22 protein-coding genes are annotated in these 25269 nt (G+C 63.1%); 16 read left to right on the forward strand and 6 right to left on the reverse strand.

Annotated elements, in window-relative coordinates:
- Positions 1-70: 70 nt before the first annotated feature.
- From ACIGJE_RS11415 to ACIGJE_RS11445, 7 genes are all read left to right on the forward strand, one after another.
- Positions 71-2353 carry a type VI secretion system Vgr family protein gene (locus ACIGJE_RS11415; RefSeq protein WP_415086001.1) on the forward strand — a complete coding sequence of 761 codons (2283 nt, stop codon included), beginning with the start codon at positions 71-73 and terminating at the stop codon, positions 2351-2353.
- 12 nt (positions 2354-2365) lie between these two features.
- A complete protein-coding gene (locus ACIGJE_RS11420; RefSeq protein WP_415085999.1) occupies positions 2366-3478 on the forward strand; it encodes a DUF2169 family type VI secretion system accessory protein in 1113 nt (370 codons plus the stop codon).
- A 107-nt stretch (positions 3479-3585) separates the two neighbouring features.
- Positions 3586-5028, forward strand: a complete 1443-nt coding sequence (locus ACIGJE_RS11425; protein ID WP_415085997.1) for a DUF4150 domain-containing protein — start codon at positions 3586-3588, stop codon at positions 5026-5028.
- Positions 5029-5042: 14 nt separating this feature from the next.
- Positions 5043-6041, forward strand: coding sequence for a type VI immunity family protein (locus ACIGJE_RS11430; protein ID WP_415085995.1), 999 nt, complete (start codon positions 5043-5045; stop codon positions 6039-6041).
- A gap of 41 nt (positions 6042-6082) precedes the next feature.
- Positions 6083-6454 (forward strand): sulfurtransferase TusA family protein, encoded by a 372-nt coding sequence (locus tag ACIGJE_RS11435; RefSeq protein WP_415085993.1) that lies wholly within the window; start codon positions 6083-6085, stop codon positions 6452-6454.
- A gap of 101 nt (positions 6455-6555) precedes the next feature.
- Positions 6556-8625 carry a caspase family protein gene (locus tag ACIGJE_RS11440; RefSeq protein WP_483680110.1) on the forward strand — a complete coding sequence of 690 codons (2070 nt, stop codon included), beginning with the start codon at positions 6556-6558 and terminating at the stop codon, positions 8623-8625.
- A 176-nt stretch (positions 8626-8801) separates the two neighbouring features.
- Complete coding sequence (locus ACIGJE_RS11445) at positions 8802-10466, forward strand: flavin monoamine oxidase family protein (protein ID WP_483680112.1); 1665 nt, start codon at positions 8802-8804, stop codon at positions 10464-10466.
- A 168-nt stretch (positions 10467-10634) separates the two neighbouring features.
- Here ACIGJE_RS11445 and ACIGJE_RS11450 read toward each other — a convergent pair whose 3' ends face one another.
- Complete coding sequence (locus tag ACIGJE_RS11450) at positions 10635-11546, reverse strand: LysR substrate-binding domain-containing protein (RefSeq protein WP_483680114.1); 912 nt, start codon at positions 11544-11546, stop codon at positions 10635-10637.
- An 83-nt stretch (positions 11547-11629) separates the two neighbouring features.
- On the opposite strand from ACIGJE_RS11450, the gene ACIGJE_RS11455 reads away from it, so the two are divergent.
- Positions 11630-12118 (forward strand): DMT family transporter, encoded by a 489-nt coding sequence (locus ACIGJE_RS11455; protein ID WP_415085985.1) that lies wholly within the window; start codon positions 11630-11632, stop codon positions 12116-12118.
- 186 nt (positions 12119-12304) lie between these two features.
- Positions 12305-13248 (forward strand): IS630 family transposase gene (locus tag ACIGJE_RS11460; RefSeq protein ID WP_483680231.1). Its coding sequence is split into 2 segments (ribosomal slippage): positions 12305-12638 and positions 12638-13248, totalling 945 coding nucleotides; the frame shifts between segments, so codons are not numbered across the junction.
- Between the two features lie 123 nt (positions 13249-13371).
- Here ACIGJE_RS11460 and ACIGJE_RS11465 read toward each other — a convergent pair.
- The gene (locus tag ACIGJE_RS11465; protein WP_415084341.1) at positions 13372-14646 is read right to left on the reverse strand and encodes a hemolysin family protein; all 1275 of its coding nucleotides are present in this window, start codon (positions 14644-14646) and stop codon (positions 13372-13374) included.
- A gap of 285 nt (positions 14647-14931) precedes the next feature.
- Between ACIGJE_RS11465 and ACIGJE_RS11470 the strand changes: the two genes are divergently transcribed.
- Positions 14932-15066 (forward strand): entericidin A/B family lipoprotein, encoded by a 135-nt coding sequence (locus ACIGJE_RS11470; RefSeq protein WP_068288645.1) that lies wholly within the window; start codon positions 14932-14934, stop codon positions 15064-15066.
- Between the two features lie 14 nt (positions 15067-15080).
- On the opposite strand, the gene ACIGJE_RS11475 is transcribed toward ACIGJE_RS11470, so the two are convergent.
- The 4 genes from ACIGJE_RS11475 to hutI all read right to left on the reverse strand — a co-directional run bounded on the left by ACIGJE_RS11475 (position 15081) and on the right by hutI (position 19305).
- Entirely contained in the window at positions 15081-15656 is a 576-nt protein-coding gene (locus tag ACIGJE_RS11475) for a HutD/Ves family protein (RefSeq protein WP_367624097.1), read from the reverse strand.
- 63 nt (positions 15657-15719) lie between these two features.
- On the reverse strand, positions 15720-16547 hold the full coding sequence (hutG, locus tag ACIGJE_RS11480; protein WP_311933440.1) for an N-formylglutamate deformylase: 828 nt from the start codon (positions 16545-16547) through the stop codon (positions 15720-15722).
- Entirely contained in the window at positions 16544-18091 is a 1548-nt protein-coding gene (gene hutH, locus ACIGJE_RS11485; RefSeq protein WP_367624096.1) for a histidine ammonia-lyase, read from the reverse strand. The genes hutG and hutH overlap by 4 nt, the downstream gene beginning before the upstream one ends.
- Positions 18088-19305: an imidazolonepropionase gene (hutI, locus tag ACIGJE_RS11490; protein WP_415084338.1), complete on the reverse strand. Its 1218-nt coding sequence runs from the start codon at positions 19303-19305 to the stop codon at positions 18088-18090. Before hutI ends, hutH begins: the two co-directional genes overlap by 4 nt.
- A gap of 201 nt (positions 19306-19506) precedes the next feature.
- On the opposite strand from hutI, the gene hutC reads away from it, so the two are divergent.
- The 6 genes from hutC (at position 19507) to mctP (ending at position 25131) form a co-directional block, all read left to right on the forward strand.
- Positions 19507-20244 (forward strand): histidine utilization repressor, encoded by a 738-nt coding sequence (gene hutC, locus ACIGJE_RS11495; protein WP_394310221.1) that lies wholly within the window; start codon positions 19507-19509, stop codon positions 20242-20244.
- A gap of 128 nt (positions 20245-20372) precedes the next feature.
- Positions 20373-21161 (forward strand): ABC transporter ATP-binding protein, encoded by a 789-nt coding sequence (locus tag ACIGJE_RS11500; protein ID WP_311933436.1) that lies wholly within the window; start codon positions 20373-20375, stop codon positions 21159-21161.
- Between the two features lie 161 nt (positions 21162-21322).
- Complete coding sequence (locus ACIGJE_RS11505; protein ID WP_311933435.1) at positions 21323-22093, forward strand: ABC transporter permease; 771 nt, start codon at positions 21323-21325, stop codon at positions 22091-22093.
- A gap of 33 nt (positions 22094-22126) precedes the next feature.
- Positions 22127-23158, forward strand: a complete 1032-nt coding sequence (locus ACIGJE_RS11510) for an ABC transporter substrate-binding protein (RefSeq protein ID WP_311933434.1) — start codon at positions 22127-22129, stop codon at positions 23156-23158.
- Between the two features lie 255 nt (positions 23159-23413).
- Positions 23414-23581, forward strand: a complete 168-nt coding sequence (locus ACIGJE_RS11515; protein WP_082979752.1) for a DUF3311 domain-containing protein — start codon at positions 23414-23416, stop codon at positions 23579-23581.
- Positions 23581-25131 (forward strand): monocarboxylate uptake permease MctP, encoded by a 1551-nt coding sequence (mctP, locus tag ACIGJE_RS11520; RefSeq protein WP_367624095.1) that lies wholly within the window; start codon positions 23581-23583, stop codon positions 25129-25131. The genes ACIGJE_RS11515 and mctP overlap by 1 nt, the downstream gene beginning before the upstream one ends.
- Positions 25132-25269: the final 138 nt, after the last annotated feature.

The following is a 25269-nucleotide window of genomic DNA, read 5'->3' on the forward strand; positions in this document are numbered from 1 at the left end:
AAACGGGCAGGCCCGCGGTGAGGCGAACTCGCCACCGCCGCCGGCCAGATGATACGGGGACAGGCATTCGATGGACGGCGACGCCAGCTCAGCATCCTATATCCAGGCCGAACGCATTCTGCGCATCGAGACACCGCTGGGCGCCGACGTGCTGCTGCCCGAGCACGTGGAGATGCGCGAGGCGGTGAACGACCTGTTCACGCTTCATGTCGCGGTACGCTCCAAGAAGACCGACATCAAGCCGAACGAGATCGTCGGCAAGCTGGTCGACGTCTCGCTCGAACTCGGCCAAGGCGAGCGGCGCACCTGGAACGGGCTGGTGGTGCGCCTGGTGGAAGGGCCGCCGGTGACGCGGGGCATGCGTTCCTACCAGCTCGAGATCCGGCCCCAGCACTGGCTGATGAGCCAGCGTTCGGACTGCCGGATCTGGCAGGACAAGACCTCGCTCGACGTTGCCCGCACGCTGCTTTCCGAGCACAAATTGCAGGCGCCGGTGACCTCGGGCGTCATCCCCGAACCCAAGCCCCAGCATTATTCGGTGCAGTATAACGAGACGGATATCGCCTATCTCCTGCGCCGCCTGGAGGAAGACGGCCTGTTCTTCTGGTTCGAGCATGAGGGCGGCTCGGCAGGCTCGGTCGCCGCCAAGCATGTCATGCACATCGCCTCGCATGTCTCGGGCTATACCAGCGGGCCCGAGACCGATGTGCGCCTCGCCATGGGCTCGAGCGACCGCAACCACCTCACCAAGTTCGAGCGCAGCTTCACCTATGTGCCCGGCAAGCGCTCGGCGGGGGACTGGAACTTCCTCACCCCCGGCTCCGTGCCCTCGGGCGAGACGCCGAGCCTGGTGTCGCTGCCGGGCAACGAGGCCTATGAGCTCTATGAATACCCGATGGTCGGCGGCTACGGTTCCGACAGTGCTTCCGAAGGCATCGCCAATGACCGGGTGGAGCGACAGTCCAAGCTGAGGATGCAGGCGGCCGAGGCCGATTACGAGCGCATTGAGGGCGCTTCCTCCATCCGCACGCTTTCGCCCGGCCGGCGCTTCAAGCCCTATGACGTCGCCAATCCCGGCAACAGCTACGAGGAGCACGTCACCTTCCAGATCGTGCATGTGGCGCGCGACCGCTCCTACGAGACCAATGAGGGCGAGCCAGACTATTCCAACCGTTTCATCGCCTTGCCGAGCCGGGTGCCGGCGACGCCCCACCGCTCGACCCAGCGCCCGCGCATCGACGGCACCGACATCGCCATCATCGCCGGTCCGCCGGGCGAGGAGATTCATCCCGACAAATATGGACGGGTAAAGGTGTGGTTCCCCTGGGACCGTCGCGCCAAGAAGGACGGCACCGACACCTGCTGGATCCGGGTGGCACAGAACTGGGGCGGCGGCAATTGGGGCGGCCAGATCATCCCCCGCGTGGGTATGGAAGCGATCGTTTCCTATCTCGGCGGCGACCCCGACCGGCCGATCATCACCGCGCTGGTGCCGAACGAGCGCAATCAGGTGCCTTATGAGCTGCCGGCCAACAAGACGCGCTCGACCTTCCGCTCAAACTCCCACAAGAGCACAGGCTTCAACGAGTTTTCAATGGAGGACAAGACGGGCGGGGAGAACATGTTCTTCCATGCTCAGAAGGATCATACTACCCGCGTCCTCAACGATCGCACGGCCCGCGTCGACAGCCATGACGTGCATTCGGTCGGCGGCAACCGCTCGGTCGAAGTCGCCAGCAATCAGAAGCATGAGATCGGCGGGTCCTATCACCTTACGGTTGGCGGTACCGGCGCAGGGGCACTTGGGGCTTTGGCCGGAGTAGCTGGGCTCGCGGGACATACGGCAGGGCTTCTCCAACAGGCGGGCGCCATTGCCGGCGATAGTGGCCCGGCGCTTGGCAGTTTTGCAATGTCGGTTGCTTCGTCGGCACTCGGTTTCCTGTCAGGGGGAGGGCTCAGCGCTCGGGACGGCGTGGTGTCCGGCTCCAATCCCCGCGCCGATGCGGGTACGGCCCTCGCCGGTGCCGGCACGGGGGTGGGCCAGGATGTCGGCGGCCTCTTCTCCCTACCGGGCATGATGTACACTGTCGCCGGTACCTTCAAGCATGACAGCATCGGCATTGCCCGTGCCGAGCAGATCGGCATGAGCAAGGTTACAAATGTCGGCATCGCGGCTCTCGAGAGCGTCGGCAAGTTCAAGAAGATTGCCGTTGGCGAAGAATTTGTCATCGAAGTCGGCAATTCAAAATTGGTCATGAAATCGAATGGCGAGGTGATCATTCTCGGCAAGAAATTCAACTTCGTCGCCACGGAGCATTTCCAGATGCGTGGCAAGCCTATCGACCATAACTAGTAGCGGCCATCCATGGAACTGATCAACAGGACGCCGCTACAGGCTTTCGCCTTCCGGCAGTTCGACCGTAATGGAAAGCTTGATTGTGTCGTCGCCGTTCGCGGCACCTTCCTCCATCGGCAGGGCGAGGTGGTTGCGTTGTCAGCCGAGCAGGAGGGGTTCCAATGGACCGACGCCTACGTGGGCGATCCCCATGAGGGGATCATGCTGCGTCAGACCGATCTGACGCCGGAAAAACCTGGTACGGATATTACATTCCTCGGCAATACCTATCCTCCGAACGGTCAAGCCTCGAAAAGTTGGACTTGCTCACTGCGAGTGGGAGCAAAGGAGAAATCTCTAAGAGTATATGGCGAGAGGCATTGGAGGCCGATCTTAAAAGATGTACGGGCTGGATTCTCGAACGGTCACCCTGAGGGCATCCTTCAGGACTGGAGTCTTGATGGCCCTCTTCCGGCGGCGCGCGTTCCGCTGGACTGGCATCATGCCTATGGCGGCACCGTGCCCGGTACGGGTGATATAGAGCGGGAAATACGTCCGGACGTCGAAACAGCCAACCCACTTGGCTGCGGCATCGTGAACAGCCATTTTGAAGCTGATATCGCAGGTATACGGGCGCCGTCCATCATGGCCGTAGATGAGACCAATCTTGATTGGCGAACGCGTTACCGGCCCGAGGGTTTTGGCCCGATTTCTCCATGGTGGCGACCTCGTCAACAATATGCGGGTACCTATGACGATGCGTGGTTGGCGCATCGGCACCCTCTCTTGCCCTTGGACTTCGATCCGCATTTCTGGCAATGCGCTCACCCCGATCTGATCGCTGAGCCGTGGCTGAAAGGCGACGAGGATTATGCGCTCAGCAACCTCCATCCCGATCTACCACTGGCGCATGGACGATTGCCGGGAGTCACCCTCGGCGTTCGATGCGAGCAGGAGGGGAGCGACAAATGGTTTCTATCCAGTCTAGACGGTGTGCAATTCGATTGGCGAGAGGGCGAGACAGTGCTCTTGACCTGGCGGGCTCGCTTTCCCTTACCGGAGGCTGACGATGTGCGGCTGACGCTCAACCGGGTGGTGTTCTCCCAAGAGGAAAGACGACAAGTGGAGGCCCAGGAAGCATGAGTCTGCCCCCTCCCACGGATAATTATGCGGGAGAGCCGCAATACCCCTCGTCCTGGACTACTAAACGGCCGCGTGAGGGATTACGGGACAATGATGCTGCACGTATCGTGTCCCTGTCACCAGACGTCTGTAAGACCCCGATAGGCTCCTCGACGCCGCCGATCCCCTATCCCGTCGTTGATTTCTGTGGGCACGACGAAAACTACACCGAGTCCGTGCGCTTTACCGGCCAGAAAGTGATGGTGCTGCGATCGAACACCTGCCATGTCCATGGTGACAAACCGGGTAAGGCCAAAGGTGTGAAATCGGGCACGGTAGAGGGCATATGCGAGCCTATTGAAGGGGCCGACTTGGTGCGGGCCGAAGGTTCACCTATCATCACCCATCTCCATCGCTGCCATATGAACAACAAGAATACGGTGGGAGAAGCCTATTTCGTCTGTGATACCGCGACATATCCTGCGCCTAAAGATACCGATCCGATACCAGGATCGCTGCGCTTTGCGGGCTATCAGGACCTTGACAAGATATTTGGCCGCGGAACATCCCTTCCTCCTGGTTCCTATCAAGTGGCCGAAGCTGCAACAGGCACGATGAATGACGCTGGAGGTGGCTATCGGGGGGGAGGTTCAAGCAGCACGACCACCGCCCCCCAATCTGGTGGCGCAACAACCACCGTGCCTGAAACATCATGGGCATCGAAGCTGTTACGCTGGAGCATCTTTGGGCGTGCCGAGTCTGCCGCCAATATGATCAATGACGTAAGCGGGGGAGCTCTCAATCGACGGCGCATTGAGAATCTTGTCGGGGAGTTCGATTTTTACGCAACTACTCCCAATCAAGGGTACACCCCGGAACAGATGGCTATCTGGGCAAAGGGGGCTGCTGAAGTTCGAGCAACAGCCCTACCAGCCGGCGACATGGAATCTTTTGAAGCAATTAAACAAAAAACAATCGACGCCGTTATGTCGTCTGCATCGCAGACTCAAGCAAAAGTCTCCGCAACCGCGGTCGGTAATGTTCGAGTATCTTCGCAGCGCGACGCCTGCGATGACATCTGCAAATTGGCCTGTGATTGTTTGAAGGACAGAGGAGGAGCGAGAACCTACACCCAATGTGTAGGTAAAAAGCTGCGCGACGCTAACTATGACAAGAACGGACCTAGCCGGCCTGACGGTTCACCGCGATATCCCGCAAGCCCAGATGCTGATGGCGCGCGTCCTGAAGTAAGTTATGATCCAAAAAACGATTATAAGCCAGTGCCTGCGGGCAGTGATCCGGAGATGCCTACCTCACGGGATGTTGTGGCTGGTGCACCAAGACCTGACGTTTCCATGTGGAAAGACGGCAAATTGTGGAAAATATTCGAACTCAAATTCCCGACAAGCGCCGGTGGAGTGGATGGAGAGACCACAATGCAAGCTCGCGGCGAATACAGAAAAATTGCTGAAAAAAATGGACTTGACCCTGAAAAAGATCTGATCCAGCTCGATGTCAAGGAACATTGCGACTGCGAATCTGGTAAAGCAAAGTCCAATGCTCCCTGTTAATTGAGGAGGAATTTGTGGAATATCCTTTCGATTTAAAGTTAAATCCGAGAGATATTGAAGAGCGTGGCGTTCTTCGCGCGGGGAGTGGTCATGCGATACGCTCTCGTGTTGGCATATTGTTGTCGATCTATTTTCTGGAGGGCTGGAGAAGAGAGAAACGCCAGGCGCTCTTCGAAAATCTGAAGGACTATCTCAGCTTGTTCGGTGACAAGATTACACATTTTCACCCCGCTGGTGATGGCAATAACAAACGCATGCGTCGGTACAAGGGCATAATCCCCGAAGAATTTATAAAAATTACTACCTTAAGCAAAACAGACACCGCTTATCTGTTTGTAAAACATGTCGATATGGCGGAAACGGACGACCCTTCACTCTACATGTTCATGGCTTTCGGTCATGAAGAGGGGACACGAAATCCTCTTTCAGGGATGAAAGTGCACTTTCCACCCAGCTTTGTGTTCGAGAATCCTGATCGTTACGTTGAGTTGGTAGCGCGTTGGTGTGACCGTCTCAGTGCGATTCATGGTTCGTCCGGCCTGGGGGTCCTATCCAGGCCTGGCGCCGAGATGATGGAAGATGCCTACCACTATCCCTGGCTGATGCACTATTCTGGTCTCGAATATGATGCGATGGGCGACTATTGGGCGGAATGCAGTGAAGGGGGCTATGAACAGCCGCGTTCATCGAACTGGCTGACCATTCTTGGCTCCGCCAACATCGACGCTCTGGGCGGTGACGAGGTGATGATCCGTAAGAAATTGACACCCGATATCGAAGTAAGGCGGTATTCAGGCGGCGTCGTTCTGCGAGCCGGCAAGCTTCCGGTGCTTGGGACAGCCGAGACGGGTGGCATTCCTAAAACATATCAGACCGTGGCCCGCTTCATAAAGCCGATCCGATTTGAAGGCTATCGGTACAATATCATGAAACTCCCACGACCAATGTTGGACCTCGATCGGGAGGTCAGGCTTCAAGTTACGTTGAATTGGCTTAGACGTTTTGATCAATAAGAAAATATTCAAACAGTTACGATCAAGAAGCAGGCATCAACATGAGCGCTACTGATCACGGAATCTCGATTGTCCCTGTGGAGTTCGGTTGGTCCGCCTCGTGCATAAGCGAATTGGAACTCCATGCCATTCTTGACGCATATTTCAGCTCAAATACAGCGTGCCAAAGAACTTTATCCGCCGATGCTAACATCGGCTGCATCGTCGATACTCGCGGGCTTCGGTGTCCCTTTCCTGTTCGCGAGATGCGCAGCGCCTTCATGTCCTTGTCAAAGGGGGCTCGCATCGTTCTCCTGACAGACGATCCTGTAGCCGCGATCGACATTCCACATGCCGTTATGCAGGACAGCAATCATTTGCGGTTAAGAACGCGCACGGGGAACGTCGATGTCTTTCTTGTCGAAAGATCATGACATCATCTCCTCTATGGAGAAGATTTGCATGTGCTGCCTCCGAATGATCCCCAACGATCAAGCGACGTGTGATGGTAGCGTCCCGGACTTCAGGAAATATTATGAAAATCACTTATCGGGTTGCGGCGACATTACTTGCGACCTTTGTTGCCCTTGTCGTTTTGCATCCGGGTAGCTCCGCCCAAGCCGCCACCACCTGCGAGCACCGAGCCGCGCCGGTTGGGGCGAGCGGCAAGCGGGTGGCTGTGATCGTCGGCAATGGCGGTTATAGCAACGGCATTCCGGCCTTGCCCAATCCGGCTCGGGATGCGCAGGCCGTGGCCAAGGCGATGGGGGCGCTTGGCTTCGAGATCTTCCTCGCCGGCGATGCTGACAGCGCGAGCCTGCAGAACTGCCTCGCCACCGCCTATGCCGGTGCGGTCGGGGCCGATGTGGCGATGTTCTATTATTCCGGCCACGGTATCCAGATCAGGGATGAGAACTATCTGGTGGCCACCGATGCCACCTCGAAGGATCTCCAGCATGGCTTCGTGCCGGTGCAGCCGATCGTCGATACCCTGCAGAAGGGCGCCAAGGCGACTTTGGTTTTCCTCGATGCCTGCCGCAACAATCCGATGGCCGAGGGCGGCCAGGCCGGGCTTTCGGTCTCGACCGGGCGCGGCCTGGCCCGGGTCGAGGGGGCGGGGGCTGCGGCAGCGCCCGGCACGGTGCAGGCGCGCGGGCTGATGGTGGCCTATGCCACCTCGCCCAATGCAGTGGCGCTCGACGGCAAGGGCGAGCTCAGTCCCTTCACCGGCGCCTTCGTCAAGACGGTCGGCACCTCCGGCTATTCGATCCAGCGCATCATGAGCGACGTCACCAAGGCGGTTGGCGAGGAGACCGACTGGGCCCAGACGCCGTGGATGAAATCCTCGCTGACCGACGAGCTCAAGCTCGGCGGCGGCCAGACCCTGGCCGAGGCCCAGTCGATCTCCGACAATCATGCCGCCCGGGCCCAAACGCTACTCAACACCAATGGCAGGCGGGAGGAGGCGATCGTCGAGGCCCTGAAAGGCCTGCCCGCGGCGCCCGACGAGACGGCGCTCCTGCGCTTTTCCAAAGCCTATGTGGCGCTTTATGCCGCCGTGCAGAGCCGCGAGGCCTTGCTGCCGGTGAAGCCCGGCTTCTCCCAGGTGGCGGTATCGACGCAGGGGCGGGTCGCCGTCTACCAGATGAGCGCCGACTACCAGTCCGGCGACCTTACTCTGTGGTCGGTCGCCGAGAAGAAGGCGCTGGCGAGCCTGCCGACCAAGGGCAGGGTCTCGAAATTCCTGTTCAGCCCGCACGGCAATCTGCTGGTCACCGAGATGGACAATGTGGTCACCGTGTGGAACGGGCTCGATGGCGCCAGGCTCTTCGACCTGAAGGCCGGCGGCTATGTCACCTCGATGGAATTCAGCCCGGACGAGAGCCGGCTGCTGCTGGGCGGCGACGGCTCCAGCGCGCTGACCGTCATCGATGTCGCCAGCCGCAAGCCGGTATTCACCGTGAAGTCGGGCCAGCTCACGCAGCCCGGGGGCAAGGCGCGGGGCGGCCGTCTGGTGCAGGCCAATTTCGGCAGCAACGATACGATCTGCTTTTCGCTCGACAGCAGCGGCGACAAGCGCCTGCTCGGCGTCTATGACTTGGCGCAGAAGAAGACCATGCGGCTGCGCGAGGCGAGCAATGCCGTCACCGTCTCCGTCTGCGATCCCGCCGGCAAATATATGGTGCGCACCTATGCCGTAGGATCGAGCGAGCAGGGCATGGAGATCTGGGACCTGGCCACCGATGCCGTCAACCTGGTCAAGGCGCCGATCGCCAACATCATGGGCATCGACCCCGACGGCAAATATGTCGGCGTGATCGCCTTGGACGCAGAGGTCCAGGGCATTTACGACCTTGCTACCGGCAAGAAGGGGCAGCCCGCCACGGTGCCGCCGGGCTATGTCATCTACGGCAGCCGGGTGCGCAATGCCGAGGGCGGCCTGGTCAGCCAGGACATCAATCCCAATGCCTGGCGCGACTGGCCGGATGAGAGCCTGCATGGGCCGGGTCTGGTGGAGAAGGCGCTGGCGGGATTGACCCCGGCGCAGCGCGAAGAGGTTGCGCGGGACAGGATCACCTTCGCCGAGGTCGCGGCCAATCCGTGACCCCGTGCAGTGATCGGCCTGGGCATGCTCGGGCGTTTCTGTGAAGGCCGTTCGTTTGCGGCGGAGGGGGCTCATAATCACCCCCTCCCCAAATCACCCCACTTCCCCTATTCCCCTGCCTCGCGCATGATGGCGCGCGCCTTTCCGGTGCCCATCATGCCAGCAGGGAAACAACCATGCCGAACCACCCCTCCGATGCCATCAGCGCCTTCGGGCCGGATTTTCCGTTTGCCTATGACGAATGGCTGGCCCATCCGGCCGGGCTCGGCGCGGTGCCGGCCGACAAGCATGGCAAGCGGGTCGCCATCATCGGGGCGGGGGCAGCCGGGCTGGTAGCCGGCTATGAGCTGATGCGCCTCGGTTTGAGACCGGTGCTCTATGAATCGGCCCGTCTCGGCGGGCGGCTGCGCTCGCAGCGCTTCGAGGGCACGGACGGCATCATCGCCGAACTCGGTGGCATGCGCTTTCCGATCTCCTCGCGCGGCTTTTACCATTATGTCGACCTGCTTGGGCTGGAGACGCGGGATTTTCCCAATCCGCTGACGCCGGCGGCCGGCTCCACCGTGATCGACCTGGAGGGCGAGACCCTCTATGCCCGCACGCTGGACGATCTGCCGCCGCTCTACCGGGAGGTCGCCGACGCCTATCACCAGGCGCTGGAGGAGGGGGCCCAGTTCTCCGCCTTGCAGGCGGCGATGCGGGTGCGCGACGCCAGGCGCATCAAGGAGATCTGGGATCCGATCGTGCGCGATTGGGACGAGCGCACCTTCTATGATTTCGTGGTGTCCTCGCAGGCCTTCCGCAAGCTCTCCTTCCGCCACCGCGAAGTGTTCGGGCAGGTAGGCTTCGGCACCGGCGGCTGGGATTCGGATTTTCCCAATTCGATGCTGGAGATTCTGCGCGTCAATCTCGGCGCCTTCGACGACGAGCAGCGCTATGTCGTGGGCGGCGTCGAGCAGGTGGCGCAGGGCATCTGGTCCAAGGCGCCGGACAAGCTGGCGCATTGGCCGGCCGGCACCACGCTGGCCGGGCTCAATGCCGGCGCCACCAGGGGCAGGGCGCAGGCGATCGCCCACAATGGCAGGGGCGGCTTTGTCGTGACGGACCAATGGGGCAACCGCGACGACTACGAGGCGGTGGTGGTCACCTGCCAGAGCCATCTGCTTACCACCTCGATCGCCGCCGAGGAGAGCCTGTTCGACCAGAAGCTGTGGATGGCGCTCGACCGCACCCGCTACATGCAGGCGGCCAAGACCTTCATCATGGTGGACCGTCCGTTCTGGAAGGACAAGGACCCGGCCACCGGCCGTGACGTGATGTCGATGACGCTGACCGACCGCATCACCCGCGGCACCTATCTGTTCGACAATGGCGACGACAGGCCGGGCGTGATCTGCCTGTCCTATTCCTGGATGACGGATGCCTTGAAGGTGCTGCCGCTGCCGGCCGAGCGGCGGGTGGAGCTCGCCCTTTCGGCGCTGGGCAAGATCTATCCCGGGCTCGACATCGCCAGCCACATCATCGGTTCGCCGATCTGCGTGAGCTGGGAGGCGGACGAGAATTTTCTTGGCGCCTTCAAGGGAGCGCTGCCGGGGCATTACCGCTACAACCACCGCATGTACGGGCATTTCATGCAGGCCGACCTGCCGGAGAGCCAGCGCGGCATCTTCATGGCCGGAGACGGCGTAAGCTGGACGCCAGCCTGGGTCGAGGGCGCGGTGCAGACGGCGCTCAACGCGGTCTGGGGCGTGATGACCCATCTCGGTGGTCGCTCGTCGGCCGAAAATCCCGGCCCCGGCGACCTCTATCCCACCCTCAAGCCGGTCGATCTCGGGGATTGAGGAGGAAGAGGGCACGGTTTTCGCTTGTCATCCCGCACGCACTGCAACGCATGGCGTTGCGGTGCAGATGCGGGACCGCAATCCGAGTGCGGCGCAGAATTGTCCTGCGGTCCCGGATCTGCGAAGCAGCACTGCATGCTGCACCGCGTCCGGGATGACAGAGCGCGATCACCCTCGCCCTTTCCCATAAAACCTCGTGATACGCTCGCGCAGCCATTGATGGGCGGGATCGCCCCGGCGGCGCGGGTGCCAGATCTGGGTGAAGGGCACGGCCGGCAGGGTGAAAGGCGGCTCGAACAGGCGAAGACCGCCAGCCTCGATCGAGGCTGGCAGGATGCCGCGCGCCACGGTCAGGATGATGTCCGTGCCGGCGATCAGGCGCGGTGCCACGCCCCAATGCGGCAGGGTGAGGCAGATCCGCCGCTTGTGGCCGAGCGCGGCGAGGGTGCGGTCGATCTCGTTCTCGACATCGGCGCGCAGCGCCACCAGCGCGTGCGGGCGGGCAAGATAGGAGGGAAGGTCGAGCCGGCCGAAGGGCGGCAGGCCGGACCCATCCGCGAGACAGACATAGTGATCCTCGAACAGAAGCGCTTGAGCGAGTTGCTCGCCGAGATCGGGAAACACGCCGAAGGCGAGATCGATTTCACCATCGAGGATCTGGGCCGCCATCGCCTCCCGGCCCGCCTGGGTGACGAGCAGGTCGCTGTGCGGCGCCTCTGCACGCAGCAGCGGCACCAGTCTCGGCAGCAGCACGGCGGCGCCATAGTCCGACATCGCCAGCCGGAAGGTGCGCCGCTCGCGCGCGGGATCGAAGCCGGCCGGGGTCAGCAGATGGCGCATTCGGTCGAGCGCCTCGGTGAGATGAGGCTGGATCTCGAGCGCCCGCGCCGTCGGCCTGAGGCTGCCGCCCTGGCGTGTCAGCAGGGGATCGTCCAGCAACGTGCGCAGCCGCGCCAGGGCGTGGCTGACGGCCGGCTGGCTCTTGTTCAGGCGCAGGGCCGCGCGCGAGACATGGCGCTCCGCCAGCAGGGCCTCGAGGACGGTGAGCAGGTTGAGGTCGATGCCGGCAAGATTATTCATATGGTGCATAGTATGGATAGGAAATCGGAATTTCCATCTGAATTAGGCATGGCATAGACCTTCGGTGATCGAAGGAGACCGCCATGACCAACCCCGCTTCCCTGTTTCTGCTGCTGCCGGCCCTGATCGCAGGCGCGGTCGTGCCGTTCCAGGCTGGGGCCAATGCCACGCTTGGCCGGCTGCTCGGTCATCCGCTCTGGGCCACCCTGGTTTCACTGGCGGTCAGCATCGCGGTGATCCTGCCGGTGATGGCGGCCTTCCGTGTCCCGATCCCCACCATCGATGCGGCGTCGAAAGGGCCGTGGTGGATCTGGACGGGCGGACTTGCGGGTGTGATCTACATCACCGCCGCGCTTTTGCTGGCACCCCGGCTCGGCGCCGCCAATTTCATGGTGGCGGTGATCGCCGGCCAGATGATCGCCTCGCTGGCGATCGATCATTTCAGCCTGATGGGCTTTGCGCCGAGGCCGGTCAACCCGGCGCGCCTCGCCGGCGTCCTGCTCATCGTCGGCGGCATGGTGGTGACGCAATGGGCCAACGCCGCGCAGGCGGTCACCGCGCCGGCGCGCTGAGAGGCAGGGCGCATCCGAGCAGGCGGTCGCGGAGAATTCTTCTCCCCTTGTGGGAGAAGGTGCCCCGAAGGGGTGGATGAGGGGAGAAACGCAACCTAGAGCATGTCCTGCGATCGATGAATCGATTGTGATGTGACAGGTGGCTTGTGAGCTGATTCAACATCTGCCTTGTGGGAGAGGTTGATGATGGGAAGAGCCCTGAGCGGAGATCTACGGTCACGGGTCCTGAAGGCCTCGGCAGAAGGCATGTCGGCGCGTCGGGCTGCAGCGCGGTTCGGTGTCGGCGTTTCGAGTGCGATCCGCTGGATAGCACGAGCGAAGGTAGGCGAGTTGGCGCCTCGACGGCCTGGCCGTAGCCGCTCCTCCAGCCTCGATGTGCATGAAGCCTTCATCGTCGGGCTGATCGAGGAACGCAAGGACATCACGCTCAACGAGATGGTGCGGCGGCTGGAGACCGAGCAATCGGTCGGGATCAGCCGCAGTGCCCTGAGCGCCTGGCTTCGTGGCCATGGCTGGACGTTCAAAAAAAGTCCGCACATGCACTGGAGCAGGATCGGCCCGACATCCTGAAACGCCGCCAGGCTTGGTTCGACGGTCAACTCGATCTCGATCCGGCAAGGCTCGTGTTCATCGATGAGACGGGGCTGTCGACGAAGATGGCGCGCTTGCGTGGAAGAGCGCCCCGTGGTGAGCGTTGCCGGGCGGGCGTTCCCCACGGTCATTGGAAAACGACCACTTTCACCGGCGCCCTGCGGTTGACCGGGATGACCGCGCCCTTCGTCTATGACGGCGCCATGAACGGCAACGCATTCCTTGCCTATGTCGAGCAGGTCCTGGTCCTGACCCTTGAGCCCGGCGACGTTGTCGTGATGGACAACCTGCCGGCCCACAAGACCGCCGGCGTGCGTAATGCGATCGAGACGGCAGGTGCGAGCCTGCTCTATCTGCCGCCCTACAGCCCCGACTTCAACCCAATTGAAAATGCGTTCTCCAAACTCAAGGCGCTGCTACGGGCAAAGGCCGAAAGGACCATCGATGCCCTATGGGAGGCAGTCGGCTCGATCATCCACCTCTTCAGCCCAGCCGAATGCGCGAACTACTTCCAGGCAGCGGGCTATGAACCAACTTAAACAAGATACGCTCTAGCAAGGAGCGTGTTGGCACCCCTCATCCGGCGCTCCGCGCCACCTTCTCCCGCAAGGGGAGAAGGGTTGCCCGCGTTTTGCTTGGCGGCCTCGATGAGGTGGTACCTCTCAGGCGTCCTTCGACACCAGGATCTTGTCGATGCGCCGGCCGTCGAGGTCGACGACCTCGAAGCGCCAGCCGTCCCGCACGAAGCTCTCGCCGGTCTGCGGCAGGCGGTTGAGTTCGGCCAGGATGAAGCCGGCTGCGGTTTCGTAGTCGCCGCGCTCGATCGGCATCGACAGGGTTTCGGCCAGTTCGTCCGCCTGCATCCAGCCCGACACCAGGTAGGAGCCGTCCGAACGCATGGTGATGGCCGGTTCGTCGCCGTCATCGTCCTGGAAGGCGCCGGTGATCGCCTCCAGCACGTCATTGGCCGTGATCACACCCTCGAAATGGCCGTACTCGTCGAAAACCAGCGCCATATGCGCCCTGGAGGAGCGCAGCGACTGCAGCACACCCAGCGCCTCGTTGGTATCCATCACGATCGGTGCCGTCTGGACATGGTCGCGCACATTGAGGGCCCGGCCGTCGAGCTGGCTCTGGAACAGGTCCTTGACCATGACCACGCCGACGATGTTGTCGTCCTCGCCGTCCTGCACCGGCAGGCGCGAGCGGCTGGTGGCGCGCAGCTGCGCCATGATCGTCTTGGCGGAATCGGAGAGGTCGATCACCTCGACGTCGCGCCGCGGCGTCATCAGCGAACGGGCGCTGCGGTCGCCCAGCCGCATGACGCCCGAGATCATGTCGCGCTCAGCCGTTTCCAGCACGCCGGCACTTTCGGCTTCCTTGAGGATGGTGCGCACTTCCTCTTCCGTCACTTTCTCCTCGGTCTTGCCGCCCTGGCCGAGCAGCCTCAGCACGGTGCGCCCGGAGATGTCGAGCAGGAAAACCAGAGGCGCCGCGCATTTCGACAGGAGACGCATGGCCGGCGCCACCCGGGCCGCCATGCGCTCGGGGTCGCGCAGGGCGATCTGCTTGGGCACGAGCTCGCCGATGATCAACGACAGATAGGTGATCGCTACCACCACGATGCCGACGCCAAGCGTGTCGGCAGCGTGGATTGACAGGCCCTGCGTCTGCAGCCAGCCGGCAAGGCGCGTGCCGAGCGTCGCGCCCGAGAAGGCGCCGGAGAGAACGCCCACCAGCGTGATGCCGATCTGGACCGTGGAGAGGAAGCGGCCGGGATTTTCCAGGAGCTCCAGCGCGGTCGCCGCGCCTCGCTTCTTGCGGTCGGCGAGTGCGCGCAGCCTGGCTGGGCGGGAGGAGACAATCGCGAGTTCCGACATGGCGAGGACGCCGTTGAGAAGCGTCAGGAAGACGATGATGGCAATGTCGAGGAACAAGGTGCCTTTGAGGGGGTTGCATGCCCGCGACGAATGTCGGGCCGCTTCGAGAGGGCGGAGCATAACGGCATCGCCCGGCTTGGGATAGGGGCAACGGGCGGAGCTCATGGGGATGGCGGCCGTTCCAGGGCTCGAGCCTGTCTCACGGGAGCATCAGGATAGACAAGTACAGGCCTGATATTCCCTTTGGGAAGGAAAAGTCCGGCTGTGCAAGCCCGGCGAATATGGCATAACGATTCCCGTGTTGTTGCCATTGTCGGCACAGCCAATTCGGGGAATGAACGAATGTCAAAAATTTCCTTCGCGATCGTTGCTCTCGTGGTGTCCGCACTCACTCTGACCGCCTGCGCCAATACGGTCACCGGCGTCGGCCGGGACGTGAAGGCCACCGGCCGCGCCGTCAAGCACGCGGTGCAGTGAGTTTCGCGCTGCGGTCAGCCCGCTGTTGCGGGCCGTAATCCGATCAACAAGACGGGCAGCGCTCCCTCGATGCTGCCCGTATCGTCCGCCTCGAAGACGAGGACGTCGCCGAAGCCGAGGTCGAGACTATCAGCGCCGATCCGGATCGAACCGACGCCGAGCGCCACCACCAGCTGCAGGCCGTCCTGCGGCAACGCCAGCCGTCCCTTTGCGAGATCGTGCCGGGAGACCTGGTGATTGAATCGCCCGCGCCGGGTCATCACATTGAAGTCGCGGATGGGGCCTTCGACCAGGCTGGCCGTGACGGGCACATCGCCGGGGAAGGCCAGGGGAGCGGAAACCGGGGTCAGCCTCACCGCCTCCCGCCCTTCGATCGACATGTCGAGGCCCTGGCCCTCGATCAGGGTCAAGGTGCGATCGATCTGGGGGAAGAGCGAGAAGGGACCGTTGCTCGCTACTTCCGCAACCGACAGGCGCCAGTCGAAATCGTCGAAGCCGGCGCCGTCAGGCGATACGGCGATTTCGGTGGTGGTGCCGCCGCCATTCTTCCAGGGCTTCGGCGTGAGGTCGGCGAAACGGATCAGCTTCATGGCAGGAGACCGATAAGACGGTGTTGAGCTTGAAGGAATGCCGGTCTGAAGACCGGCACACTACTATTTCAGCGCCCTGGCAAAGACCAGGCAGGCATTGAGGATGCTGCCGAGGGTTTCGCGCAGGGGCTGGGCGTAGGCCGCGTCGAAGGCGACCGGCCAGTTGGCTTCGTCGACGGGGCCGAGCGGCTCGTCGATATAGGAGCGGCAGGCGAGCTCCATTTGCACCGCGTGCACGCCCTTGTCAGGCTGGCCGAGGCTGCGCGTGATGAAGCCACCCTTGAAGCGCCCGTTCATCACCGTCTCGCGCCCGCTGGAGCGGCAGAGCGCCTCGATCGTCTCGGCCAAGGCGGGATGACAGGTCACGCCGCCATTGGTGCCGATGTTGAACTGCGGCAGCGTGCCCTCGAACAAGCGCGGAATGACCGAGCGGATCGAATGGCAGTCATAGACAGCGATGTTGCGATGGCGTCCCCTAAGCCTGGCGACTTCGTCGGCCAGGGCCTGGTGATAGGGATCGAACCAGAGGGCGCGCCGTTCGGCGACCTCGGTCGTGCTGGGGGCCTCGCCGTCCTTGTAGAGCGGCTCGCCGTCGAAGCTGGTGGTCGGGCACAGCTCCGTGGTGGCCTGGCCGGGATAGAGCGAAACCCCGGATGGGTCACGGTTGACGTCGATGACGGTGCGCGACATCGGCGTGCGCACGATGGTGGCGTCGAGCCCGGCTGCGAAGTCGTAGAGCGTCTCGATCCACCAGTCGGTGTCCTTGCGGGCGAGCCAGGGCGACACCAGCCGCGCTTCGATCGCGGCCGGGATCTCAGTGCCCGTATGCGGCAGCGAGACAAGCAGTGGTGCCTGTCCCTGCCGGATCTCGAGCCAGTCGGGCCGGCTCATGCCGTGCCCTCCACCACGCTGGCCAAAGTCTTGAGGCCGGCGGCCTTCTGCGCCGCGCCGCTCCAGATCAGCGCGGTGGCGGCGGCCATATCGGGCGCGAAATGCCGGTCATCGGAAAGGTGGGGCACCTCGGCGCGCAGCGTGGCGCGGGCGCTTTCCAGCGCTTCGCTCGACTTCAGCGGAGCATGGAAATCGCAACCCTGCACGGCCGCGAGATATTCGATGCCGATGACGTTGGCGGTGTTGCGGCTCATCTCCAGGAGACGGCGGGCGCCGTGGCAGGCCATGGAGACATGGTCCTCCTGGTTGGCCGAGGTCGGGATCGAGTCGACACTGGCCGGGAAGGCACGCTGCTTGTTCTCCGACACCAGTGCGGCGGCGGTGACCTGCGGGATCATGAAGCCGGAGTTGAGGCCGGGCTTGGGCGTGAGGAAGGCCGGGATGCCGGAAAGGGCCGGGTCGACCAGCATGGCGATGCGCCGCTCGCTGATGGAGCCGATCTCGCACAGGGCCATGGCGATCATGTCGGCGGCGAAGGCGACCGGTTCGGCGTGGAAATTGCCGCCAGAAATCACGTCGCCCGTGTCGGTGAAGACCAGCGGATTGTCGGTGACGCCGTTGGCTTCGATCGTCAGCGTGGCGGCGGCCTGGCGCAGGAGGTCGAGGCAGGCGCCCATCACCTGGGGCTGGCAGCGCAGGCAATAGGGATCCTGCACGCGTTCGTCGCCGGTGAGATGGGAGGCACGGATGGCGCTGCCCGCCATCAAGGCGCGCAGCGTATCGGCGACCTCGGCCTGGCCGCGATGGCCACGAACCTTGTGGATGCGCGGATCGAAGGGCCCGTCCGAGCCGCGGGCGGCATCGGTGGAGAGTGCGCCGGTCACCAGGGCGCCCTGAAACACACGTTCGGCCTGGAACAGGCCCGCCAGCGCCAGGCCGGTGGAGACCTGCGTGCCGTTGAGCAGCGCCAGGCCTTCCTTCGGACCGAGCACGAGCGGCGACAGCCCGGCACGCTTGAGCGCCTCGGTGGCTTCGACCTTCTCGCCCTTGACGAAGAAGGTGCCGACGCCGGTGAGCGCCGCCGTCATGTGGGACAGGGGAGCGAGATCGCCGGAGGCGCCGACGGAGCCCTGGCCGGGAACGACCGGGATCAGGTCCCTGGCGAGACAGTCGCGCAACATGATGATGGTCGACCATTGCACGCCCGAAGCGCCTTGGGCGAGGCTGCCGAGCTTCAGGGCCATGATCAGCCGGACGACCTCGACCGGCAGGGGCTCGCCGACGCCGGCGGCATGCGAGAGCACGATGTTGCGCTGGAGGATGGCGAGGTCGGCATTCTCGATGCGCACGCTCGCCAGCTTGCCGAAGCCGGTATTGATGCCATAGACCGGCTCGCCCTTGGCGATGATGTCGGCGACGGCCTTGGCCGCGGCCTCGACCAGCGGGCGGCAGCCCTCGTCCAGGCTGATGGGCGCGCCGTCATAGATGGCGCGCCATTGTGCGAGCGAGACACTGCCGGGACGCAGCAAAACGGGGTTGGTCACTGGCCTCTCCAGATGCGTTGATGTAGCGGATTGAAACCTAGGCGGTAGACAAGTTCAGCCGGGCGCTCGATATCCCAGATGGCGAGGTCGCACTGCTTGCCGGCTTCGAGCGTACCGATATCGCCGGCCCTGCCGAGCGCCTTGGCGGCGTTGCGGGTGACGCCGGCGATGCATTCGTCGACGGTCATGCGGAACAGGGTGGCGGCCATGTTCATGGTGGTGAGCAGCGAGGTCAGCGGCGAGGTGCCGGGATTGCAGTCCGTCGCCACGGCCATCGGCACCTTGTGGGCCCGGAAGGCGGCGATGGGCGGCTGCTTGGTCTCGCGAATGAAGTAGTAGGCGCCGGGCAGGATCACGGCGACCGTGCCCGCCGCATGCATGGCGGCGGCGCCTTCATCGTCGGTATATTCGAGATGATCGGCCGACAGCGCGCCGTAATCGGCCGCGAGCTTGGCGCCGTGCAGATTGGAGAGCTGGTCGGCATGAAGCTTGACCGGCAGGCCGGCCTTCTTCGCCGCGTCGAAGACCCTGCTGATGTGCTCGGGGAGGAAGGCGATGCCCTCGCAAAAGCCGTCCACGGCATCGGCGAGGCCTTCGGCGGCCACGGCCGGCAGCATTTCCCTGCAAACGAGATCGATATAGGCGTCCTTGTCGCCCTTGGCCTCGACGGGCAGGGCATGGGCACCGAGGAAGGTGGTCGAGACATTGACCTTGCGGGCCTCGCCGAGACGGCGTGCTGCACGCAGCATGGCAAGCTCGGTGCGGGTCTCCAGGCCGTAGCCCGACTTCACCTCGACCGTGGTGACACCCTCGGCGATCAGATGGTCGAGACGGGGCAGGGCGCCGGCGAGAAGCTCATCGTCGCTGGCGGCCCGCGTCGCGTTGACCGAGGAAACGATGCCGCCACCTGCCCGGGCGATCTCCTCATAGCTGGCACCCTTGAGGCGCAGCTCGAATTCGTGTGCCCGGTCGCCGCCGAAGACGAGATGGGTATGGCAGTCGATCAGGCCCGGTGTGATCCAGCGCCCTTCGAGGTCGATGGTCTCGACCTTGTCGCGCATGCCGGCCGGCAGGTCGCTTTCGGGGCCGGCGAAGGCGATGCGCTCACCTTCGGCAAGCACGGCTCCCCGCTCCACGATGCCGAGGTCATCCCCGACCAGGGTTGCCAGGCGCGCATTGCGCCACAAACGACCCCCTTGGCTGTCTGTCGCCATCGATCTCTCCACCCTGCTGTTATGCGGGAACATGTATAGACATATTAATTGACGCGCAAGTGGAATGATGAAAGTTTAGTGCCGATTGGCTTGAGCGGGAAAGCGGAACTTGGCGAGGGGAGCGGCAATGGCTAAGGAAGCGGAGGTCCTCGAAATTGCGGCGCTCGCCCGGATGGGGCCATATCGCAGCGGGAGCCTTTGATGAACGAGACAGCCCCCCTCGAGCTGGATGCCAAGGCACAGACGCTGCATCAGCGCATCCTCGGCGATATCGAGCACCGCATCGTTTCGGGCGAATGGCCGCCGGGCCATCGCATCCCTTTCGAGACCGAGTTGACCGAGATCTATGGCTGCTCGCGCATGACGGTGAACAAGGTGCTGACCCAGCTTGCCGCCGCCGGGTTGATCGAGCGTCGGCGCAAGGCGGGCAGTTTCGTGACCCAGCCGCGCAGCGAGGCCGCCGTACTCGCCATTCACGGCATCGAGGCGGAGGTGACCGCGCTTGGTCTGCCATATCGCTTCGAATTGCTGCAACGTCGCCAGCGTCGGCCGACGCCGGCGGAACGCCTGACATTCGCGCTGGAGGGTTCCAGGCCGTTGCTGGCGCTGACCTGCCGCCATTTCGCCGGTGACAGCCCGTTCTGCCTGGAAGAGCGCCTGATCGATCTCGAGGCGGTGCCGTTGGCGGAAGAGGCAGACTTTGGCCGGGAACCGCCGGGGGTCTGGCTCCTCGGGCATGTGCCCTGGACGGTGGCCGAACACCACATCAAGGCTGCGGCGGCTCGCGGGGAAGAGGCGGCCTTGCTGAAGCTCGAGCCCGGCAGCGCCTGCCTTGTGGTGGAGCGGCGCACCTGGCGCGGCGACCAGTTCGTCACGGCGGTGCGCTTCACCTATCCGGGCGACCGCCATCAGCTGGTGGCCCGTTTCTCGCCGTCCTGACCATGCCTTGCTCCTGACGAGCCTGTTCGCGGGGCTGGCCGTTGCTTGCTGTCGCGGTATAGAGTTCGCACAAAGCCGACTCGTAGGACCAATTCGGGAGGACTGCAGATGAGAAGGGCCGAGGCCGCATGAGCGCAGCGCAAGCCGTTGCGCTGAAGGGCGTTTCGATTTCATTCGCGACCAGGGATTCCCGCTTCGATGCCGTGGCCAATGTCGATCTCTCGGTGGGGGAGCACGAATTCGTTGCCATTGTCGGGCCGACGGGCTGCGGCAAGTCAACGCTGCTCAATGCCACGGCCGGGCTGCTGATCCCGGTCGCCGGAACGGTCGAAGTCTTCGGCAAGCCGCTCAAGGGCTTGAACGGGCAGGCCGGCTACCTCTTCCAGCAGGAATCGCTGATGCCCTGGAAGACCGTTCTGCAGAATGTCGCCATCGGCCTGGAAGTCGCCGGCACGCCTGCGGAAAAGGCCAGGCAGGCAGCGCAGACCTGGCTGGAGCGGGTCGGTCTCGCCCGCTTCGGCGATCGCTATCCCCGCATGCTGTCCGGCGGGCAGCGCAAGCGCGTGGGTCTTGCGCAGGTGCTCATCCGCAATCCCAAGCTGCTTCTCATGGACGAGCCCTTCGGGCCGCTCGACGCCCAGACCCGGCTGGTGATGGGCGACCTCCTGCTGAAATTGTGGTCGGAGGATCGCAAGGCGGTGATGTTCGTCACCCATGATCTCGATGAGGCGATCGCGCTGGCCGATCGCATCGTCATCATGTCGGCCGGCCCGAAGGCTGGCATCATCGGCGAGTTCAGCGTGCCGCTGCCCCGGCCCCGCGCCATTGCGGAAATTCGCCATGACCCCGCTTTCATCCGCCTGCATCGCGATATCTGGGACGCCCTGCGCGACGAGGTGATGAAGGCCTACAGCTAGTTCGGCGGTTTTTCTCATGAGTTCGATCGATCATTCGTCGTCATTGCGAGCGCAGCGAAGCAATCCAGGGCTCTCGCTTTATGGCAGGTGGATTGCCTTGCTGCGCTCGCAATGACGAAATTCAATTCTGCCATCCGAAGACGGCCGTCCTGGGGGACTCAATGAACAACAAGATCGTCTTGCTCGTCCTGCAGGTGCTCGTCGCGGTCGTCGGCATCACCCTTTGGCATCTGGCCTCGACGACGTCGCTGTTCGGCTCGCCCAAGACCGTGGCCTTCTTCTTCGGCGAGCCGCTCAGCGTGTGGAAGCGGATCGTGGAGTGGTTCACCGACGGCTCCATCTGGTACCATCTCTGGATCACCCTGGCTGAATCGGCGCTGGCCTTCCTGTCCGGCGCTGTGGGCGGCGTCATTCTCGGCTTCTGGTTCGCCCGCCAGCCCGTGGTCGCCGCCATTTTCGATCCCTATGTCAAAGCCGCGAATGCGCTGCCCCGCGTGGTGCTGGCGCCGATCTTCGCCCTGTGGTTCGGCCTCGGCATCTGGTCGAAGGTGGCGCTCGGCTTCACCCTGGTGTTCTTCATCGTCTTCTTCAACGTCTATCAGGGCGTCAAGGAAGTGAGCCCGGCCGTGCTCTCCAATGCGCGCATGCTCGGCATGAATGAGCGCCAGCTCCTGCGCCATGTCTATCTGCCCTCGGCGATGTCCTGGGTGTTCTCCAGCCTGCACACCTCGGTCGGCTTTGCCGTGGTCGGGGCGGTGGTCGGCGAATATCTCGGCTCCTCGGCGGGCCTGGGCTATCTCATCCAGCAGGCCGAAGGCGTGTTCGACGTCACCGGCGTCTTTGCCGGCATGTTCGTGCTGATGGCCTTCGTTCTCATCGTCGACTGGCTGATGACGGCGGTGGAACGCCGGCTGCTGGTCTGGCGCGGCTAACGCATATTGGAAAGCGAATTGGGAGGAAAAATCATGAAACGCAGGACTTTTCTGGTCGGCACTGCCGGCATGGTATTTGGTGCCTCGCTCGGCGGAACGCTGCCGGCCTTCGCGGAGGATGCCAAGCCCGAGAAAACCGACCTCGCCATCGGTGTCGGCGGCAAGCCGCTGCTCTATTATCTGCCGCTGACCGTGGCCGAGCAGAAAGGCTTCTTCAAGGAGGAAGGTCTCAACGTCACCATCAACGACTTCGCCGGCGGCTCCAAATCGCTGCAGGCGCTGGTCGGCGGCTCTGTGGACGTGGTCACTGGCGCCTATGAGCACACCATCCGCATGCAGAACAAGGGGCAGGATGTCATCGCCGTCTGCGACCTCGGCCGCTTTCCCGGCATTGTCATCGCGGTGCGCAAGAGCCTCGCCGGCGAGATCAAGACCATTGCCGATCTCAAGGGGCGCAAGGTGGGCGTGACGGCGCCGGGATCCTCCACCGCTCTCCTGCTGCAATATGCCTTGCAGAAGAACGGGCTGACCTCGGCCGACGTCGCCCAGATCGGCATCGGCGGCGGCGCCAGCGCCGTGGCGGCCATCAAGAATGGCGGCATCGACGGCCTGTCGCATCTCGATCCGGTGATCAGCCAGCTGCAGCATGACGACGACATCGCCATCCTGCTCGATACGCGTACCGAGGAGGGCACCAAAGCCCTGTTCGGCGGCACCAATCCGGCGGCGACCGTCTATCTCAAGCAGTCCTTCGCGAAGGACAATCCGGTCACCACGCAGCGCGTGGTCAATGCCATGATGAAGGCCCTGAAGTGGCTCGGCCAGGCCAAGCCCGAGGATGTCGCCGATCTCGTGCCCAAGGAATATCTGCTGGGCAATCGGGACCTCTATATGCAGGCGTTCCAGAATTCGCGGCAGATGTATTCGCCGGACGGCATGGTCACCAAGGACGGCTATGAGTCGATGATGAACGCGCTCAAGGCGCTCGATCCCGAACTCGCCAACGCCGACGTCCCCTACGAAAAGACCTTCGATCCGGCCTTCGTCAAGGCGGCCAAGATCTGACGCGCGGCCGGGCGGGAAAGAGCTTTGTCAGCGGGCCTGGCCCGGCAATCCTGCCTCGGCTCGTATCGAGCGGGGCTTTTGAATAGCCGGGCCGAGCCCGCGAGCCCGGCTAGAAATCGCAGCCATTCCCGTTAAGTCAGCCGTATTGCCGCTGGACTCAATCTTTCTCCAAGGGAATAAGAATCCGTCCAAAGAGTTTGCAGCAGGCGAGGATTCGGCTGCCGCCACGTTCTCAGAGTCTCCGGGGGAAATGCCATGAAATACCTGCTTCTGCTGGTACCTTGCGTACTGGCATTGCTGACGCCGCTCTATAACAGCATCGATCCCGTGCTGTTCGGCCTGCCCTTCTTCTATTTCTATCTTCTCGTCCTGGTGCCGATTTCGTCGCTGTTCGTCTACCTCGCCTGGAAGGTTGAACGCTGATGCTGGACAATCTCAATTGGACGGCGGCGATGGTGTTCGTCTTCTTCTTCCTCCTCGTCACCGTGGTGGGTTTCGTGGCGGCGCGCTGGAAGGCGGGTGATCTCGACCAGTTGCACGAATGGGGCCTCGGCGGCCGGCGCTTCGGGGCCTGGATCACCTGGTTCCTCCTGGGTGGCGATCTCTATACCGCCTATACCGTCATCGCCGTGCCCGGCCTGATGTATGCAGTGGGCGCCTACGGCTTCTTCGCCGTGCCCTATACCATCCTGATCTATCCCCTGATCTTCCTGATCATGCCGCGGCTGTGGAACGCCACCCACAAGCATGGCTATCTCACCGGCGCCGATTTCATTGCCGGGCGCTACGGCAATCGCTGGCTGGAGCTGGCGGTGGCCTTCACCGGCATCCTCGCCACCATGCCCTATATCGCCCTGCAGCTCGTCGGCATGGAGAAGGTGATCCAGGCCCTCGGTTTCTCGGCCACGGGTTTCGCCTCTCATCTGCCCTTGACGATCGCCTTCATCATCCTGGCGCTCTACACCTATAAGAGCGGCTTGCGCGCCCCGGCCATGATCGCCTTCATCAAGGACATCATGATCTACATCTTCGTGATCGCCGCGGTCGTCATCATTCCCTACCAGCTCGGCGGTTTCGGCTCGATCTTCGAAAAGGCCAAGGTCGTCTATGATGCCAAAGCGGCAGCCCTTGCCGCGGCCGGCAAGCCTGCCAATGTCGGCCTGACGCTGACGCCGGCGCAGATCTGGCCCTTCATCACGCTCTCCATCGGCTCGGCCATGGCGCTGTTCATGTATCCGCATGCGCTCACGGGCACGCTGTCGGCCACCGGCCCCAATGCCATCCGCCGCAACGCGGTGGCGTTGCCGGCCTATTCGCTGATCCTCGGCCTCATCGCTTTGCTGGGCGTGATGGCGGTTGCCGCTGGCATCGAGACGCCGAATGGCGATGCCTCGATGGCGATTCCGCTCCTGATCAACAAGATGTTCCCCGACTGGTTCGCGGGCTTCTGCTTTGCGGCCATCGCCATCGGCGCCCTGGTACCGGCCGCGGTGATGTCGATCGGGGCGGCAAACACCTTCACCCGCAATGTCTGGAGGCCCTTCATCGAGCCGGACATGTCGCCGCAGAAGGAATCCTACCTCGCCAAGCTGATGAGCCTGATCGTCAAGATCGGCGCCCTTGCGGTGATCTTCTGGCTGCCGACCAAGTTCGCCATCGACCTGCAGCTTCTCGGTGGCGTGTGGATGATCCAGATCTTCCCCGCCCTTGTCGCCGGGCTCTATACGCGCTGGTTCAATGGCTGGGCCCTCTTGATCGGCTGGGCCGTGGGCATGCTCGCCGGCACCTATATGGCCATGGCTTCGGGAGCGGTGGCGCCGACCTACGCCTTGTTCGGCACCTCCTTCTATATCGGCCTGATCGCCGTGGTGCTGAACTTCGTCGTCTCGGTGGTGCTCACCATGGTGCTCGGTTCGACCACGCAGGACGAAACCTCGGATGCGGACTACGAGGATGCCGTGCCGACCCGCTGAATGCGTCGCGTCTTGAAACAACGATGGAGGCCGGCGGTGACGCCGGCTTCTTTGTTTCCACTGGAGCAAAGCGCGTTCGGGCGTGAGCGCTTGTTTGCTTTCGCTCCTTGTTTCGACACGTCCTTGCGATTCTCGGTG

The organism is Labrys sp. E2SS-1L, from assembly GCF_057073705.1.